This is a genomic window from Halanaerobium sp. MA284_MarDTE_T2 (genome assembly GCF_003337245.1).
In the GTDB taxonomy this organism is placed as follows: Bacteria; Bacillota; Halanaerobiia; order Halanaerobiales; family Halanaerobiaceae; genus QPJE01.
In genome coordinates, this window is sequence record NZ_QPJE01000019.1 from 24,166 (window position 1) to 40,324 (window position 16,159).

Sequence of the window (16,159 nt, forward strand, 5' to 3'; positions counted from 1 at the left end):
CCTCTACTAAATTTAGTTTCTTTTTCCTTCTGAAATATCATATAGATATTTACCATAATTAGTTTTCATTAATGGTTCTGCAAGTTTTTTAAGCTGTTCAGAATCAATATATCCCAATCTGTAAGCGATTTCTTCTATACAGGATATATATAGGCCCTGTCTTTTTTGAATAGCCTCTACAAAATTTGAAGCTTCTAATAAACCATCATGAGTACCAGTATCTAACCAGGCCATTCCGCGGCCAAAATGTTCTACCATTAAATTTCCTTCTTCTAAATATAATCTATTTAGATCTGTAATCTCTAATTCTCCACGTTCAGATGGTTCTAAATTTTTAGCTTTTTCTACAACGGTATTATCATAAAAATAAAGTCCAGGCACTGCATAATTAGACTTCGGTTCATCTGGTTTTTCTTCTAAAGATAATACTTTACCATTATCATCAAATTCTACTACTCCAAAACTTGTAGGATCTTTAACATAATAGCCAAAGATAGTAGCTCCTTCTTCTAAAGAAGCAGCTCTTTCTAATATCTCAGTAAAACTCTGTCCATAAAAAACATTATCACCAAGAATTAACGCTACATTATCATCTCCAATAAAATCTTCTCCAACAATAAAAGCATCTGCAAGCCCTCTTGGTTTTTCCTGAACTTGATATTCTAAGTTTAAACCAATATCACTTCCATCACCTAACAAATCTTTAAATACCGGTAAATCTTCTGGTGTAGAAATTATAAGTATATCTTTAATGCCAGAGAGCATTAATACAGATAATGGATAATAAATCATTGGTTTGTCATAAATAGGTACTATCTGCTTTGAAATTGATTTTGTAACTGGATAAAGCCTTGTTCCTGAACCACCAGCTAAAATTATTCCTTTCATTATTAAAAACCTCCTATTCTTCTAACAATATATTAAACAAATCTTCCCAAGTTTTAACATAAGGATTATCAATTGTTAAATCTTTATGATTATCAAATTTAATATCATTATTAATATAATTTATAATTACATCTGATAATTGTTCTGGTTTCAAAGGATCAAAAAATTTACCTTTGGAATAATTTCCTAATGTTTCATGAGCGTATTCTAAATCAGAAAGAAAAATAGGTTTATCGAATTCTTTAAATTCAGTTATTGGCATCCCCCAAGTTTCTAGTTTGGAAGGAAATATTAAAGCATCAATTTTACTATACATTTTAAATACTTCTTCTCGAGAAATCAAACCAATAAATTCTAATAGACTATTTTTTTTATATTTTTTATATATATATTTAGAATATTCATTCTCAGTTCCATCTATAGTTAAATAAATTTTAACATTTTTTATTCCTTTTTCTTTTAAAATTTCTGCAGTTTCACATATAACTTCAAAATTTTTAAATACTCTCGGAAATGAAGGGTAAAAAAAAGCAAAATCTTTTTTTGGGATTTCATTTCCATCTATTTCAACTATCTCATTAGGTATTTTAATATTTGGATTTGCAACAATAACGTTATCTATCTTAAAACGTTTTTCAAATTCACTACGCAACCAATCTTGTTGCACAATAACATGGTCATTTTCATCTATATTAATTCTATATATGTATTCATAATACTTTGTAAATAACCAAAATTTCTTGTTGAATTTTCTTTCCAATCTATTTGTTTGATAAAAAGGAGATGGATTATGACAATAAACAGCTTTTTTCTTTGCTTTAATATTTGGAGTCATATCATGAAGTGATAACCAGAGATAAGGTTTAATCTTTTTAGATAAAAAATAAAAATAAATATATTCGTAAAACAAACGATTTATCCAGCTATTTTTAGAATTGGAAAACTCATAATATTTAATATTCTCCACATCAAATAAATCTTTATTATGAACTAAAGCAACAATTTCATATTTATTTGAAAGATTTTTTCCTATGTAACCTAAAGCATCTTGTAACACTGATAATGGTCCCCCACTAGAAAAGTTAATTGCTGACACAACGATTTTTTTCATACTTTTTCCCACCTTTCTGTTTTAGAATTATATTTTTTAATAACCTCGGCTGGGATACCAACAGCTATCGAATTAGGAGGGATATTATGAGTTACAACAGACATCGCACCAATTATTGACCCTGCTCCAATTTCTACTCCAGGTAATATAGAAACAAATTCTCCTAACCAAACATTATCACCTATCGTAACTTTTTCAGAATACAAAGTTCTATTATTAGGTGAAATATAAGGAGGACTGTTAAAGTCTTTATTTCCATAATAACCATGATTATGATCTGTTATGAATACTTTACTTGCTATTAAAACATTATTTCCTATGATAATTTTTTCAATAGCACCAATATGAACATAATCATTTAACTGACAATTTTCCCCTATCTCAATGATCGCTGAATTATTTTTCTTTGGATAAGCTTCTAGTCTTAATCCAACTCCTGTAGTGAATCCTTTAGAGATTCTAATAAAATGTTTACCTCTGATATAAATTGGTCTTCTAATTAATCGTGAATTCCAAAAAATAAATTTTGAAGTTATAAATTGGTAAAGTAATTTTAAACTACCTAATAATCCATAATCATTCCATAATTTATTGATTTTCATTTTAAGCTCCTTTTTTTAAAATAAGTACTACCAAAAATAAATCTTTTATTTTAATGAATTATACAGTTCTTTATATTGCTGACTAATTATTCTATAAGAATAATTAGTTTCATAAAAATTTATGAACTTTTTATTGTAACTATTCTTTAAGACCTCTTTTATTTTTGTCTTTATGTTTGTTGCATTATTTTCAAACAAAAAATTTTTATCAATAATAACTTCTGGTATTGCACATTTATTAGAAGCAATAACTGGTTTGTTAAATAAATAACCTTCAATTATAGGCAACCCAAAACCTTCTCCATATTCAGCTGGCATTATTACTAAATCACAATTATTATAATAATTGATTAAATCATCATCATCAACATATCCAAGAAAGGTTATGTTTTTTATATTTTTAGCTTTAGATTTAAAATGTTTAAGTAAAGGGCCTTTACCTGCTATATATATATAATATTTGTTTTTATTTAATAATTTAGCAGTTTCGATCAACAGATCTATTCTTGCTCTTTCTTCTATACTTCTAACTGCAAAAATATTAATTTTAGTATTATCAAATTCATCAAATTTATCTTTTGCTTTGGTATATATTTCTTCAAAAGGAGTAGTATTATTAATAATTACAAATCCGCTATCATTATTAAACAGAGACTGTTCTTTTGCAAAATTTGAAATAAAATGAATTATATTAGATCTATAATAAACTATTTTTTCAATAATTCTAAAAAGGAGTAATTTATTACTATTAATATTCTTTTTATAATAATATAATCCGTCATGTACAGTAAAAATATCTGTCTTATATAATAAAAAAAAGCTCATTAAATAATTATGAGAATGTATTACTATATTTTTTCTCGCATTCTTTTTAATGATTTCTCTTATCAATTTATTTAATTTTAAAAATCTCAAATTATTATTTTTTATTCCAATACATTTGATAGAACCCCATTTAAATTTAGATTCAGTATCATCAAAAAAAATATAATATTTATAATAATTTTTGGCAGATTCAGATTGGAATTTTATTACATTTTCTACACCTCTTTTGTGTTTATTAGGATTATTAAAGCCTAAATATATTATAGTTTTCATAAAAAATCCACCTCTTACTATTCTTTGTTTTATATTAAATATTTGATCATTCGGTTATGAAATCAACTAATTTTGAAATCGACTTAATATCAGAGTTTTTCCAATATATTTCTTTAAAATATATAAATCTTAAATAAAATAAAAATCTTTCAATTAATTCTTGGTTAACACTTTCTTCTAAAGCTTTTTTTATATATTCTGGTAATAATTTTATTTTAGAACAATGTAAAACAATATCTTCAATATTATAAAAAGATTTACCTAAAGTGATAACTGATTTTTTTTCAATTAAAGCTTCAATTCCTACTGTTGAATTAATTGTTATAACCAATTCAGAGTTTTTAATATATTTTTTTGTATTTCCTTTTACAATCAAATAACTATTTTGATATTTATTTACTTTATTTTTTAATTCATACAAGTCAACTCGTGAGTCTTTTGGATGAGATTTGAAAATTACATCTATATTATCATTAAATTTATTGTTGTATTCTTTAACTTTTTCACTCACTTTAACAACTAATTCTTCCATATCTTTAATGGAAGGAGAAAAAAATATGATCTGAGAATCTGTTTCGACTTGTAATGGAACAAAAATATATCTTTTATTAAAATTTATAGATTGATTATTAGTTATTTTATTTTTTAACTTATTTTTTTTATTATTAATTAATTTACTAACTAAATTTGTAAAAAAATTAATATAATTTGGTTCTAAATATCCCCCACTAATAACTTTTTTACAAATGTTTAAATAAACCATTATTTTATATAAATTGTTATTATAATATTTTGTTTTATCTTTAGTAGCCTTTATAGGAGTCTCTAAAAATGAATTATAAAGTTGTTTATCAAAATTAAGATTCTTATAAAACTCACTTGTTTTAGGTATAGAACTTTCAAAGTTGACACCTTTTTTATCAATGGCTAAAGTAAATGGTCTAAAGCTACCTTGTTCAATAACAAATATATCCTTATTGTTTTTTTTAGCATAATAATATGCAATTCTATCAAACAAAAAATTATTGTTCCACATTAAAAAAGCATCATAAGAATATAAATTATCTAGTTCCTTTAGTTTTTCCATAAAACATTTAGTTATTTTAATTAACTTATCTTTGTTTGACTGACCAAACACTTTTTCATTAAATTTTTCCTCAAAATATATGATATTATTCATTTCTTTTGAAGAGTATTTATTAAATTCACTAAAATGATCTACTTTAATATCACTAACTTTTAAAGTTTCTATGTTATGACAATTATATAAATATTCTTCTATAATATCAAAAGTCAAATTAGTACATTCAATATCTCTTTTGTTTAATTGATGAGTTAACTTAGAAAATAAATTGATTTTATCATGCTGGGCTCCTCGTAAAAATAAAATGTTATTCAATTTTTTCTCTCCTTATTCTTGGTTGTATAATTAATGTTGTGAAGAAAAAACTGTAAATCTAAAAAAATCTAAATAAAAAAAGGCATTTGCCTAATTCTGTTGAATTAATTAGTTTGCACATTAAAAATTCAATGAAGGAGTCAAGCAAATGCATACTAATCTTATCACAGATTTACCAGACCTTGTGGCAACAGAATTAATCCAAACAGAAGAATATTTAACTTTTATCGTTGATTACAAAACAGATCATGTTAAGTGTCCTAGCTGCGGTAGAAAGGTAGGGAATATTCATGACAGGCGTCCTAAAAGTATTCAAGATGTTCCTTTTAGAGATAAAAAAGTTGTTATTAAAATAGTTAAAAAGCGCTATAACTGCAAACATTATGACAAAAGAGCAATACCAAAAAATCTTAAGAGTATTCCTGGTTATTCCAGGAAAACTTAGCATTTTAAATTCTATCTTTTAAAACAGACTGATGGTCGTGATTATTCAAGGGTAGCAAGAGAAAATGGCTTAAGTTATACCAGTATTAAAAACTCAGTTAATACTCAAATAGATACTATGATAGAAGAGGCTCAGCTAAAAACTTTAGATAAAGTTGAAGCCATCAGTATTGATGAATTTGCAATCAAGGAAAAGGAGAAACAGACTGCTGCCAATAGAAAGAAATTTTACAAATCAAGACTCACTTTTTTAAGGGCTGGCGAAAAACTTGATGAATACGGACACCAGCAACTGATAGAGCTCTTCAAATTATCTCCTGCTTTAGAAAAAGCATGGAAGCTAAAAGAAAAATTTAGAGACTCACTCCAGATACCTGATGTTAAAGAATCTATTCAACCTTTAGATAACTGGTATGAAAATGTTAGTCAGTCTACACTAAATCTTTTCTGTAGAACTAAAGGAACATTAAAACGCTTGGAACAACACAGTATTAACTATTTTAAAACTAGAATAACTAACGGATTTGCTGAAAGATTAAACAACAAAATCAAACTAGTCAAAAGAATTGGCTACGGTGTTCCAAAGTTAAAAACTTGAGACGGCGAGTATATTTATCATTGCTAAGTATTTAAGAGTAATTCAAAAAATTAAAGAGCTAACATAATTCAATGGTTGCTATTTAGATTTCACAATATTTGTTAAAGAACCTTATTTCTTTTAATAAAATTAATAAAAATTATTATTAAAAAATATACAAAACTCATTCTCCAAATATATCTGAAAAACCCTAATGCATTACCTCTTGGAGACATGAAAATATGAGGTAAAATAAAATATAGTATATATATCCCATATCGATGTCTTATTGCTTTTTTCAATAATAAACTAAAAAAGAAACCAAAAAACAGACTGAAAATTATAACACCCTTATATCCATAATAAGTATAAAATTCTGCTAAATAGTTTCCGCCAAGACCAGCTCCAGATTTATATAGATAAGGGTTTATATAATATGAAAGATTATAAGCTAATCTATTAGAATAATCTAATATTTGAACAGGGGTAAAATTAATAGAAAAACTTTCAAAAATTCTATAATTCAAAATATAAAAATAGTCGGTAATAGGCGCTATAATATACTTTAAATTATTTATCTGAAATTTTTCTTTATACTTAATGGTAAAGGCCAGAACATTTATTGAAACTCCTTGACTGTATATAAAATCCCTTATTGTTAAAAATAAATTATTATTGCTTGCAAAAAAATAAATATTTTCTCTAAATTTTGAAATTAAATCTCCAATAAATATTAACACTAAAGAATTTAAAAAAACATTAACATAATACTTAAAATTTGTTTTTTTTACTCTATAAATATAATGATACATGCTTAAGGAAGCTAATACTCCAGAAAAAAATTGGGTCCTTTGGCCTCTTAACATGCTAAATGAAAGACCAATTAAATAAATAATAGTTATTTTTTTAGCCTTATCTTTTTTTATATTATTAGACATCAATAATGGATAACTAACCAAAAAAAGATTTTTAAGAAGTCTTATTATGATTGGTATCTTGATTTTATTACCTAAAAACAAAGATAAATACCCATTTTTAGTGACAAACTTAAAATAAATAATACTTTCATATAAGTATCCTATTATGCCTAATATTAAAAATAAATATCCTATTTTTAGGATTAATTCGTTAGTTTTAATTATACCTCTGTTTTCTTTATTATAAACAAATGCTAAATTCAATAAATATCCTATGTGCAAACAAGTAAGACCTAAACCCAAAACTTCAAGTGTTTGAATTTGAACTGAAACTGACAAGTTTGTTTGTAAAAACCAAACTGTTTTAGAAAAATCAACTCCCCCTAAAAGATCGACAAGTATTCTTGAAAAGTTAAAAAGTAATAAAGAATAATATAATCCTAAATAAGGATGAAGTAAATTTTTATAATAAAATACAATTTGAATAAAATAAAAAAAAGAAAAAAATACCAATTCATATTTCAATAATTCAACTTTATTAATCTCATTAACAAACTCTATTCTCGTTTGAAATATGAATAATAACAAAATAAAAATATTTATAAAATTAATCAAAGTTAAATATTTGTTAATTTTTATTTTCATAAGACACCACGCTGTTATATAAGCGAATTTCATAATACGCTTAATTTAGTTTAATTCAAAAAAATATTGTCTGCGAATCATAAAAATAAGCCTTTTAACTTGAATTTGTAGATTTTAATGATTTACCATAGATTTACTGCTAAATTTAGACGCACTTAGCTTGGGTATCTTAAAATCTTGCTTTAAAATGCTTTTTAAGCAGCTAAAGTCTGATTTTGAAGCTTGATCTTTTCGGCTGCGATTCTTGCAGCTATCAAACTGATTGAACTTAATAGCAAATGAGTTTTGACTTTTTTGGCTCCCATTACAGTTAAGTTCTCTAAATTTAGATGCTCTTTTAGTCTGGAAAAAGTTCTCTCAACACTGGTTCTCTTGTTGTAGATCCTTCTCCAGGTTCTAGAGTCTCTATGTGGTGTTGATATATATCTGGGGTTCTCTTTTGGTCTGGTTTTAGTTACCTGACCGTAGTTGCTGTCAGAACACCATTTAGTTCCATGAATACAATCAACTTTACCACATACATGTGGGCATCTAAATTTGTTGACTCCTTTGTAATGACCCCAGTAATACATTTTGTGTCCGCCACTGCAGACTGGTGTTCCTTTAAAATCATAGAAACCAGCTGGTGGCTGTTTAGCATTACGCTTGTTGATTGGGATAATGGCCTGAGAATCCTGCTCAAAGAGAATATGCTCATAGATATCAGTAGTATCATAACCTGAATCCATAGTCCAAAATTTTGGTTTAATCAAATCTCTTTCAGCTAAAAAGTCATTAACCTTTTCAACTAAAGGTATTGCCTGGGTTTTATCTGCATGATTGGCTGGAGTTAAAGTTAAAGCAATCGGTAATTCTGATTTAGTTTCAACTGCAGCATGTATCTTCCAGCCAAACCAGGTTATCTGATTTTTATGGGAGTCGAATTTAGTACCCCAATCAGGGGTAAAATCATTTTCCTTGTCTATCTTTGACTTTGGCTTAGCTCGTTCATAAGCTTCCAGTTTTGAAGCATCAACAGCCATTGTATCTGTGTCTAATAGATTTAGTTCTATACTTTGATCTAAGAGATCATTCATTAGTAATTCCAGACCATCAGTCTCAGATAATTTGCTGTAATATCGGCTAAATGTTGCTTCACTGGGCACCCTACCAGTGGTAGAAAAACCGCAGACATATCTGAGATAAGGACTTCTATCAATTTTGCTTACTAAGTCTGCTCTGGTAGGAATCTTTTCAATCTGTTGGACCAGAAAAGCTCTTAAAATAGCTTCTGGATTGTATCCAGTTGGTCCTTTATTGGACTTAGGTTTTATCTTTTCAACAACAGGTTTAAGATCAATAGGATCTAAAATACAAATTAATTTGTCTGTTTCCGATAAATTTAGCAATTCTTCAAAGGGAAAGAGACACTCTTGTCGAATATTATTAATAGGGCTTCACCTTCTTTCGAGTTTTTTGGGTGTTACTATTAAATTCGACAAGAATGGGGTGAAGCCCTTTTTATATCATTAAAATCTTTGTTATATCAAGGCTTATTTTTATGAAATTCGCTTATATAATTATTGTTCGATAAAAATTGTTTTAAAAAAGAATTGACAATCCAGAAATTGCAATTCTATTTAATATATTATATTAAATTTTGTCCAAAAGTTGTGAGGCTAGCTAAAAAATTTATTTTTGAATTTATCAATACCATATAAAAAAACTTCATTTTTTAGTTTATATAAAACAAAAAAATAAATAATAGAAGAGGTCAATATAATAAAACTAATACTAAAAATGTTATTCATATAATTAAAAAATACATGTTTAAAAAACAATATAAATATATACATTAAAAATGAAGACATTACAACCTGAATAATATTTTTAATATCATAAATATTCCTAATAATTTTTTTAACTAAAAAATAATCTAAAACAGCTATTATGACCTCCGCTATTAGTGTTGATATAGCTGCTCCATTATAACCAATTCGCTTTATTAGAAATAAATTTAATGTGAAATTTATAATAGCTCCAAATATAATAATCAGACTAAATTCTTTTTCTTTATTAAAAGGTAATAAAATTTGTGTTCCATAAACACTACTAAATCCTATTACAATAAGTAATGGAGATAATATTCTTAAAGTAAATACAGATTTATATTTAACACCAAAAATCAATGGAATTATTTGATCAGATAATAAAATAAGGCCTAATGTTGCCGGCACTGATATCATTATCATAATTGAAATAGATTTTCTTAAATAGCCTCTAATTTTTTTATAATTATTTTTTTCTTTTAATTTTGAAATTTCAGGAAGTAAAACAGCTCCAGTTGCAACAACAAATGGTAATATTATTTTAACTAATCTATTTGCAACATAATAATGTCCTACACTTTCTTCGTTTTGTATATATCCAATCATTACACTGTCTAAATTAGTATAAACTAATACTGCTAAACGCGAAAAAAGAAACCACCCAACAAATTTGAAGTGAATTTTAAGATTAATTTCTTCCCAAGAAAGTTTATTATAATCTAATTTATATCTTGCAACAAAGAACATCAAACAGTTGAAAATCAAATCAGATAACAAAATAATACTTGCATAATTATAAATATCTTGTCTATTTTTAATTGTTGTAAAAATTAAAAATAAATATATAAATTTTGAAAAAAGAAGAGTATTTGATATAAAATTAAACTTACCTAAACCTTTATAAAACCAGTCAATATTAAAAAATGAAGAAATAATTAGACCACTAAAAACTAAAGATAACTTAATGTGCCCCTTTACAATGTTTGGGAATTTTAAAACAAGTAAAATAAAAAAGAATTCTACTATAACTATTGTAATAAATCTTAAAGCTTCGATTTCAATAAAGAATTTAGTCCTTTTTTGAATATCATCTTTAATTTTAGCTATTTCTCGACTGGCATAAATTGGAATTCCCAATCCAGCAATAATAATAAAATAGTTTATAATAGAACGAATAAAATTGACTGTTCCAAGTTTCTCAGGACCTAAAATTCTAGAAATATAAGGAATAGTTAACAAAGGAATTAACACTTTTATTATATTAATTAATAAATTAAAAAAAGTATTTTTAGAAACTGAATTTTCTTTATTTTTTTTCATTAAAATCAACCTTTGATCTTTTTTATAAAACCCCAGCTTTTAATAAATCTTGAAAATTAATTAATCCTAACGGCTCATCATTTTCATTTATTACCGGTAAATCTTTAATCTCATTGTCCTGCATTAATTTTAATGCTTCAGCAGCTAACTTTTCTTTAAAAATTGTTTTTGGATTAACTGTCATTATATCTCCAGCATTTTTATTTAATAAATCAGGTGATTCTTCCAGATGACGTCTTATATCTCCATCAGTAATTATACCAGCTAATTTTCCATCATCACCAACAATATTAACTGACCCCATACCTGTTGAAGTCATAGTAAATAATGTTTCCTTAAGATTAGTCTCTAAATTAACAACTGGATTCTGCTCTCTAACATGTAAAACATCATCTACCTTTAATAGAAGTTTCTTGCCTAAGGAACCTCCTGGATGGTATAAAGCAAAATCTTCAGGTTTGAAATCTCTAACTTTGAGTAAAGATATTGCAAGAGCATCACCTAAAGCTAAAGTTGCTGTAGTACTTGCAGTTGGAGCTAAATCTAAAGGACAGGCCTCTTCTTTAACTCCTGTATTTAATATATAATCCGAATTTTTTGCTAAAGTAGAATCAAGCCCACCTGTCATTGAAATTATTTTAGCTCCAATTCTTTTTATAGCAGGAACTATATTTAAAACTTCATTTGTTTCACCACTATTTGATAATGTAATAACAATATCATCATTAGTAACCATGCCTAAGTCTCCATGTATGGCTTCAGCTGGATGAAGAAAAAAAGAAGGCGTACCAGTACTCGCTAAAGTAGCTGCCAATTTCTTTGCAATCAAGCCTGATTTTCCCATACCGGTCATTATAACTCTACCTGGACAATTAAGAATTTCTTTTACTATTTCAACAAATTGTCCATTTATAGATTCTTTTAAATTTAAAATTGCTTCAGACTCAATGTCTAAAACATCTTTGGCTTGCTTTTTAATTTTTTGAGAACCCAACTCTGAATCCAGTAATACCATCCTTATAGATCCTCCTTAACAAGTTTATCAATAGCTTTAGCCTGTTTTAATATTTTCTCTAAATTCTCCAACCTCACCATATTAGCACCATCAGACAACGCCTCTTCAGGTTGATCATGTACTTCTAAAAACAATGCATCAATCCCAGCACCGACTGCTGCTCGTGTAAGATAAGGCACATACTGTCTATCGCCGTCTGAAGAATCTCCTGCCCCTCCAGGTAATTGAACACTATGAGTAGCATCAAAAACTACTGGATAACCTGTTTTCCTCATTCGCGGCAAAGATCGCATATCGACAACTAAATTATTATATCCAAAAGTAACTCCTCGTTCTGTTAATAATATTTTTTTATTACCAGTACTTTCAATTTTTTTAACTACCTGGTCAATGTCCCAGGGAGCTAAAAATTGACCTTTTTTAACATTAACAATCTTATTAGTTTTTCCAACTGCAGTTACTAAATCAGTTTGTCTACATAAAAAAGCAGGTATCTGTATAACATCTAAAAAATCTGCAGCCATTTTTGCCTGTTCTTCTGTATGAACGTCAGAAATTACCGGTAAATTAAACTCGTCTTTTACTTTTTGTAGTATATTTAACCCCTTTTCAATCCCAGGTCCACGATATGAATCAATAGAAGAACGGTTAGCTTTATCATATGATGATTTAAAAACATAAGGAATATTTAACTTATCTGTAATCTTTTTAATTCCTTCTGCTAATTTCAAGACTCTTTCTTCACTCTCAATTGCGCAAGGTCCCGCAAATAATACAAAAGGTCTGTTATTCCCAAAAATAACATTTTCATTCAATTTAATTTCTTTTACCATTTCTATTCCCCCAATATATTTCTAACTTTATTTAAATCTTCTTCGGTATCTACCCCAATAGAATCGTATTCTGTTTCTATCACTTTAATTTTATATCCATTTTCTATAACCCGTAATTGCTCTAATGACTCCTGCACTTCAAGAGGTGTTGAGCTCATTTCTGCAAACTTTAATAAAAAGTTCCTTCTATAGACATACAATCCAATGTGTTTGTAATAGTTAAATTTTTGACTATTTCTTGAAAATGGAATTTTAGACCTGGAAAAATATATTGCATTATTATTTCCATCTGTAATAACTTTTACTATATTTGGATTATTTATATCTTTTTTATCTTTAATTAAATGTTTTAATGTGCTTATTTTTAAAGAAGCATCTAACAATAATGGTTCTATAGCTGACTTTATAACTAAGGGATTAATTAATGGTTCATCTCCTTGAACATTAACAATAATATCCGAGTCTATTTTTGCAGCTACTTCTGCTAACCGGTCAGTTCCAGTTTTATGATCTTTTGTAGTCATAATAACATTACCATCAAAATTTTTGATTTCATCATAAATTCTTTGATCATCAGTAGCAACAATAATTTCATCTATTAAACTAACTTTTTCAACTTGTTCATAAACTCTACGCACCATTGTTTTACCACAAATATCTTTTATTGGTTTTCCTGGTAACCTACTAGAGCTATATCTAGCAGGTATTATTGCTGTAATCCTCATAAATTTCAACACCCCAAAATATTTATTCTCCAAACACAAAAAAATAGTTTTTTACATATAAACTCAATCCCTTAAGTTCATATACAAAAAACTGTATATTCTTTATCTATATTTTTTTCTCTACCCCTATTCAACACTATGTCCACTTTGTTGAAGTCGGTCATCAATAATAAAAAAATAGTTTTTCATAAAAAATGAACTTGTTAAATAAATAATATATGACATCCGCTGTCACATATTAAATAGTTTGTTATATTTCAGTATTTAATTTTGCTTAAATTTAATCAATTTACTGCTAATTTTTTTGCATCCACATCCTTTATTTTATATCACTAATATAAAGAATTCAATTGATATCATACTCGGATTTTGTCGAAATATATTTTATGACATCCGATGTCATTTCCATAAAATTACATCAGTATCTAAATATATTAACTTCATCTAACCCAGAAAAATCTGTTTCCAGATCCCAGTGGTATAAAATATCTTCCTCACTGTTTAAAGAATCCAATTCTTTGGGATCATAAATAACCTCATAATCGATATTATTACCTTTAAAAATCGTCTCAATCAGATCAAGTATCTCACTTTCTTCTCTATTAGCCTCATAAAGATAAATGTTTTTCTCTTCCTTCTTGTTCTCTTCAACCAGCTTTAAAACCCTGGCTTCAATTTCCTTTACAGCCCTGTATGATTTTTTTATATAATTTAAGGTTTTTTCAGTTTTTTCTTTGATACCAGCTGGAGTCAATATATATTTAATATTTCTAGCATTGAGTCTTTCAATCTTAACCAGACCTTTTTTAGCACATTTTTTAATTAAAGTATTGACCAGACCTAAAGAAATTCCAGTTTCTTTTGCTATCTCTCTCTGTGAGGGATTATCTCTATCATCTAACACGTTTAAAATATCTGTTATATTTTTTTCCATTGCAGCTCCCTTAACTTGTTCAATTCCTTAACATCTTTAATTGTAATATACTTTACAATAAAAATCAATAAAAAATAGGTTTATTTTAGTCAAATTTTTTGAACATATATTTAAGTTGTGATATTATAATTATAGAACACATGTTTGTTTTGAATAATAAATCCTACATAAAAGGAGTTGATTTAATGATTTCTCCACATGATAAGTTTTTTAAAGAAATGTTCAGCAAAAAAGAAGTGGCAGAAAGTTTTATCAAAAGCTATCTTCCTAAAGAACTTTTAGAAATAATGGATAGTTCTCATTTAGAAATTTCTAAAGACTCATTTGTAGACAAAAAATTAAAAGAATATTTTTCTGTAGGACTAAGGTATATTTTAGAAATTGTAGACTATGATGTGGATATTATGAAACAAAAAGTAGATACTATTATTCCTGAAAGGAGTGAAGCATTCATGTCTACTGCAAACAAATTGCGTGAAGAAGGTCGTGAAGAAGGTAAAAAAGAAGAACTTATAGAAACTATCATAGGATTAACAGCTCAAAAACTTAATATTGAGGACTTCCCTCCTGTCCTGAAGAAAAAACTTAATAATTCTCAATTAGAAACATTAAAAACTATTAGAAACAATATCCTTAATATTGAATCACTTAAAGACCTGGAAGGATACTTAAATTAAGAGCAGATTATTCTGCTCTTTTTTTATTGAAAATAATCATCAATAATTATTTCAATAAAAGTATCTATATCTTCTAAATTATTTTTTATAATATGATAAATATATTCATCATCAATTTGGTCATACAGATGTACTATTCTATTCCTAAATTTGGTCATCTTAATAAAAGTTGATAATAGTTCTTCCTCTATTAAACCAGTATCTGCAATTATTCTAAAAGAATCAGCATTTGTATCCGGATTCCCTAATTCTTCACGAGATATTATATGATTAGCAATATCTATCATTGCTTCAATTATTGACTGTAAATTATATTTTGCAGTATCATAATTCCTATAATCACTCAAAAAATTTTCCTTAGGAAGTTCTGCTAATTCTCTTAATTTTTTCATATTACTTCTTATGAATTGTATTTTTTCTGTTAATCGATTATAATCAAGAGTCATTATGTTCCTCCTTTAAACCTTCAATATAATCTTTTTGAATTTTATATTTATATATTCTAGCATCAGGACCAAACTTTAAAACATATTCTACAAAATCTGCTGTTTCAATTTGGTCTCTACTATATATTTTTTCTCCTTTTGTAATTATTTCATGCTTAAAAGCCATGTTAACATTATTTAAATTAATTAAATCAATTTCATAATTTTGTATTTCTAGCTCAATTTCTCCAGCCAACTCCAATTGTTCTGATGTATTTGGAGAATCTTCAAAAAGGACGGCTAAATCTAAATCGCTATTTTCTCTTTCATATTTGGTCCCATATGATCCAAATAAAAAAGCTGCCTTAACATTCTTTTTTTTCTCTAAAAACATTTCTATTTTCTTTTTCAATTTGCAGTCAATTTTTCTTATTACTTTATCCATAATTAACCTCCTTCCTCTAAATTATATCACTTATGCTGTATTTTATAAATTCAATCCGCAGAATAATCAATTTGTAATTTTTATTCTAAAATATATGACAGAAATCTGGGATCAACATTTAAAGCAAAATAATTCAGAAAAATTACCGCTAATACTTCCACTCTTGATTTACCACGGTGATAGAAGGTATAATATGAATTAATTGACGCTCCTCGGGGCAAGCCCACGAGGATTCCTTATTCATAGAACCTAGCCTTTTTACAGTTAATCTCACAAATCTTTCTTTTGTAGCAGAT

Annotated in this window: 18 protein-coding genes; 4 read left to right on the forward strand and 14 right to left on the reverse strand. The window is 26.9% G+C overall.

Going from position 1 to position 16,159, the window contains the following annotated elements:
- Nucleotides 1–12 precede the first annotated feature (12 nt).
- From rfbA to DFR78_RS08765, 5 genes are read right to left on the reverse strand one after another with little or no spacing between them, the layout of a single operon-like run.
- Entirely contained in the window at nucleotides 13–888 is an 876-nt protein-coding gene (gene rfbA / locus DFR78_RS08745; RefSeq protein WP_114458462.1) for a glucose-1-phosphate thymidylyltransferase RfbA, read from the reverse strand.
- Nucleotides 889–901: 13 nt separating this feature from the next.
- Nucleotides 902–1,999 carry a glycosyltransferase gene (locus DFR78_RS08750; RefSeq protein ID WP_114458463.1) on the reverse strand — a complete coding sequence of 366 codons (1,098 nt, stop codon included), beginning with the start codon at nucleotides 1,997–1,999 and terminating at the stop codon, nucleotides 902–904.
- Entirely contained in the window at nucleotides 1,996–2,601 is a 606-nt protein-coding gene (locus DFR78_RS08755; protein ID WP_114458464.1) for an acetyltransferase, read from the reverse strand. Before DFR78_RS08755 ends, DFR78_RS08750 begins: the two co-directional genes overlap by 4 nt.
- Before the next feature lie 45 nt (nucleotides 2,602–2,646).
- Nucleotides 2,647–3,699: a glycosyltransferase family 4 protein gene (locus tag DFR78_RS08760; protein WP_114458465.1), complete on the reverse strand. Its 1,053-nt coding sequence runs from the start codon at nucleotides 3,697–3,699 to the stop codon at nucleotides 2,647–2,649.
- 46 nt (nucleotides 3,700–3,745) lie between these two features.
- Complete coding sequence (locus tag DFR78_RS08765; RefSeq protein ID WP_114458466.1) at nucleotides 3,746–5,098, reverse strand: hypothetical protein; 1,353 nt, start codon at nucleotides 5,096–5,098, stop codon at nucleotides 3,746–3,748.
- 148 nt (nucleotides 5,099–5,246) lie between these two features.
- Here DFR78_RS08765 and DFR78_RS08770 point away from each other — a divergent pair, with 148 nt between their 5' ends.
- Nucleotides 5,247–5,543 carry a transposase family protein gene (locus DFR78_RS08770; RefSeq protein WP_114458467.1) on the forward strand — a complete coding sequence of 99 codons (297 nt, stop codon included), beginning with the start codon at nucleotides 5,247–5,249 and terminating at the stop codon, nucleotides 5,541–5,543.
- 117 nt (nucleotides 5,544–5,660) lie between these two features.
- A complete protein-coding gene (locus DFR78_RS08775; protein ID WP_114458468.1) occupies nucleotides 5,661–6,140 on the forward strand; it encodes a transposase in 480 nt (159 codons plus the stop codon).
- 101 nt (nucleotides 6,141–6,241) lie between these two features.
- Here the strand turns inward: DFR78_RS08775 and wzy are convergent, their stop codons facing one another.
- The 7 genes from wzy to DFR78_RS08810 form a co-directional block, all read right to left on the reverse strand.
- Nucleotides 6,242–7,681, reverse strand: coding sequence for an O-antigen polysaccharide polymerase Wzy (wzy, locus tag DFR78_RS08780; RefSeq protein WP_158531746.1), 1,440 nt, complete (start codon nucleotides 7,679–7,681; stop codon nucleotides 6,242–6,244).
- 194 nt (nucleotides 7,682–7,875) lie between these two features.
- Nucleotides 7,876–9,069, reverse strand: coding sequence for a transposase (locus tag DFR78_RS08785; protein ID WP_089655576.1), 1,194 nt, complete (start codon nucleotides 9,067–9,069; stop codon nucleotides 7,876–7,878).
- A gap of 270 nt (nucleotides 9,070–9,339) precedes the next feature.
- Nucleotides 9,340–10,809, reverse strand: a complete 1,470-nt coding sequence (locus tag DFR78_RS08790; RefSeq protein WP_114458470.1) for a flippase — start codon at nucleotides 10,807–10,809, stop codon at nucleotides 9,340–9,342.
- Nucleotides 10,810–10,831: 22 nt separating this feature from the next.
- Nucleotides 10,832–11,824 (reverse strand): SIS domain-containing protein, encoded by a 993-nt coding sequence (locus DFR78_RS08795; protein ID WP_114458471.1) that lies wholly within the window; start codon nucleotides 11,822–11,824, stop codon nucleotides 10,832–10,834.
- A gap of 2 nt (nucleotides 11,825–11,826) precedes the next feature.
- A complete protein-coding gene (gene kdsA, locus DFR78_RS08800) occupies nucleotides 11,827–12,657 on the reverse strand; it encodes a 3-deoxy-8-phosphooctulonate synthase (protein WP_114458472.1) in 831 nt (276 codons plus the stop codon).
- Between the two features lie 2 nt (nucleotides 12,658–12,659).
- The gene (kdsB, locus tag DFR78_RS08805) at nucleotides 12,660–13,382 is read right to left on the reverse strand and encodes a 3-deoxy-manno-octulosonate cytidylyltransferase (RefSeq protein WP_114458473.1); all 723 of its coding nucleotides are present in this window, start codon (nucleotides 13,380–13,382) and stop codon (nucleotides 12,660–12,662) included.
- A gap of 418 nt (nucleotides 13,383–13,800) precedes the next feature.
- Nucleotides 13,801–14,316 (reverse strand): winged helix-turn-helix transcriptional regulator, encoded by a 516-nt coding sequence (locus tag DFR78_RS08810; protein ID WP_114458474.1) that lies wholly within the window; start codon nucleotides 14,314–14,316, stop codon nucleotides 13,801–13,803.
- A gap of 185 nt (nucleotides 14,317–14,501) precedes the next feature.
- On the opposite strand from DFR78_RS08810, the gene DFR78_RS08815 reads away from it, so the two are divergent.
- Complete coding sequence (locus DFR78_RS08815; RefSeq protein WP_114458475.1) at nucleotides 14,502–14,993, forward strand: Rpn family recombination-promoting nuclease/putative transposase; 492 nt, start codon at nucleotides 14,502–14,504, stop codon at nucleotides 14,991–14,993.
- 23 nt (nucleotides 14,994–15,016) lie between these two features.
- On the opposite strand, the gene DFR78_RS08820 is transcribed toward DFR78_RS08815, so the two are convergent.
- Complete coding sequence (locus tag DFR78_RS08820; protein WP_114458476.1) at nucleotides 15,017–15,439, reverse strand: DUF86 domain-containing protein; 423 nt, start codon at nucleotides 15,437–15,439, stop codon at nucleotides 15,017–15,019.
- Nucleotides 15,429–15,863 (reverse strand): nucleotidyltransferase domain-containing protein, encoded by a 435-nt coding sequence (locus DFR78_RS08825; RefSeq protein ID WP_114458477.1) that lies wholly within the window; start codon nucleotides 15,861–15,863, stop codon nucleotides 15,429–15,431. The genes DFR78_RS08820 and DFR78_RS08825 overlap by 11 nt, the downstream gene beginning before the upstream one ends.
- Between DFR78_RS08825 and DFR78_RS12305 the strand changes: the two genes are divergently transcribed.
- Nucleotides 15,832–16,065 carry an Rpn family recombination-promoting nuclease/putative transposase gene (locus DFR78_RS12305; RefSeq protein WP_255416537.1) on the forward strand — a complete coding sequence of 78 codons (234 nt, stop codon included), beginning with the start codon at nucleotides 15,832–15,834 and terminating at the stop codon, nucleotides 16,063–16,065. The genes DFR78_RS08825 and DFR78_RS12305 overlap by 32 nt on opposite strands.
- Nucleotides 16,066–16,159: the final 94 nt, after the last annotated feature.

What these genes read in the sequence shown, in the direction of transcription:
- rfbA (WP_114458462.1), bottom strand. Translation starts at nt 888, where the DNA reads ATGAAAGGAATAATTTTAGCTGGTGGTTCAGGAACAAGGCTTTATCCA.
- DFR78_RS08750 (WP_114458463.1), bottom strand. Translation starts at nt 1,999, where the DNA reads ATGAAAAAAATCGTTGTGTCAGCAATTAACTTTTCTAGTGGGGGACCA.
- DFR78_RS08755 (WP_114458464.1), bottom strand. Translation starts at nt 2,601, where the DNA reads ATGAAAATCAATAAATTATGGAATGATTATGGATTATTAGGTAGTTTA.
- DFR78_RS08760 (WP_114458465.1), bottom strand. Translation starts at nt 3,699, where the DNA reads ATGAAAACTATAATATATTTAGGCTTTAATAATCCTAATAAACACAAA.
- DFR78_RS08770 (WP_114458467.1), top strand. Translation starts at nt 5,247, where the DNA reads ATGCATACTAATCTTATCACAGATTTACCAGACCTTGTGGCAACAGAA.
- DFR78_RS08775 (WP_114458468.1), top strand. Translation starts at nt 5,661, where the DNA reads ATGATAGAAGAGGCTCAGCTAAAAACTTTAGATAAAGTTGAAGCCATC.
- wzy (WP_158531746.1), bottom strand. Translation starts at nt 7,681, where the DNA reads ATGAAAATAAAAATTAACAAATATTTAACTTTGATTAATTTTATAAAT.
- DFR78_RS08790 (WP_114458470.1), bottom strand. Translation starts at nt 10,809, where the DNA reads ATGAAAAAAAATAAAGAAAATTCAGTTTCTAAAAATACTTTTTTTAAT.
- DFR78_RS08795 (WP_114458471.1), bottom strand. Translation starts at nt 11,824, where the DNA reads ATGGTATTACTGGATTCAGAGTTGGGTTCTCAAAAAATTAAAAAGCAA.
- kdsA (WP_114458472.1), bottom strand. Translation starts at nt 12,657, where the DNA reads ATGGTAAAAGAAATTAAATTGAATGAAAATGTTATTTTTGGGAATAAC.
- kdsB (WP_114458473.1), bottom strand. Translation starts at nt 13,382, where the DNA reads ATGAGGATTACAGCAATAATACCTGCTAGATATAGCTCTAGTAGGTTA.
- DFR78_RS08810 (WP_114458474.1), bottom strand. Translation starts at nt 14,316, where the DNA reads ATGGAAAAAAATATAACAGATATTTTAAACGTGTTAGATGATAGAGAT.
- DFR78_RS08815 (WP_114458475.1), top strand. Translation starts at nt 14,502, where the DNA reads ATGATTTCTCCACATGATAAGTTTTTTAAAGAAATGTTCAGCAAAAAA.
- DFR78_RS08820 (WP_114458476.1), bottom strand. Translation starts at nt 15,439, where the DNA reads ATGACTCTTGATTATAATCGATTAACAGAAAAAATACAATTCATAAGA.
- DFR78_RS08825 (WP_114458477.1), bottom strand. Translation starts at nt 15,863, where the DNA reads ATGGATAAAGTAATAAGAAAAATTGACTGCAAATTGAAAAAGAAAATA.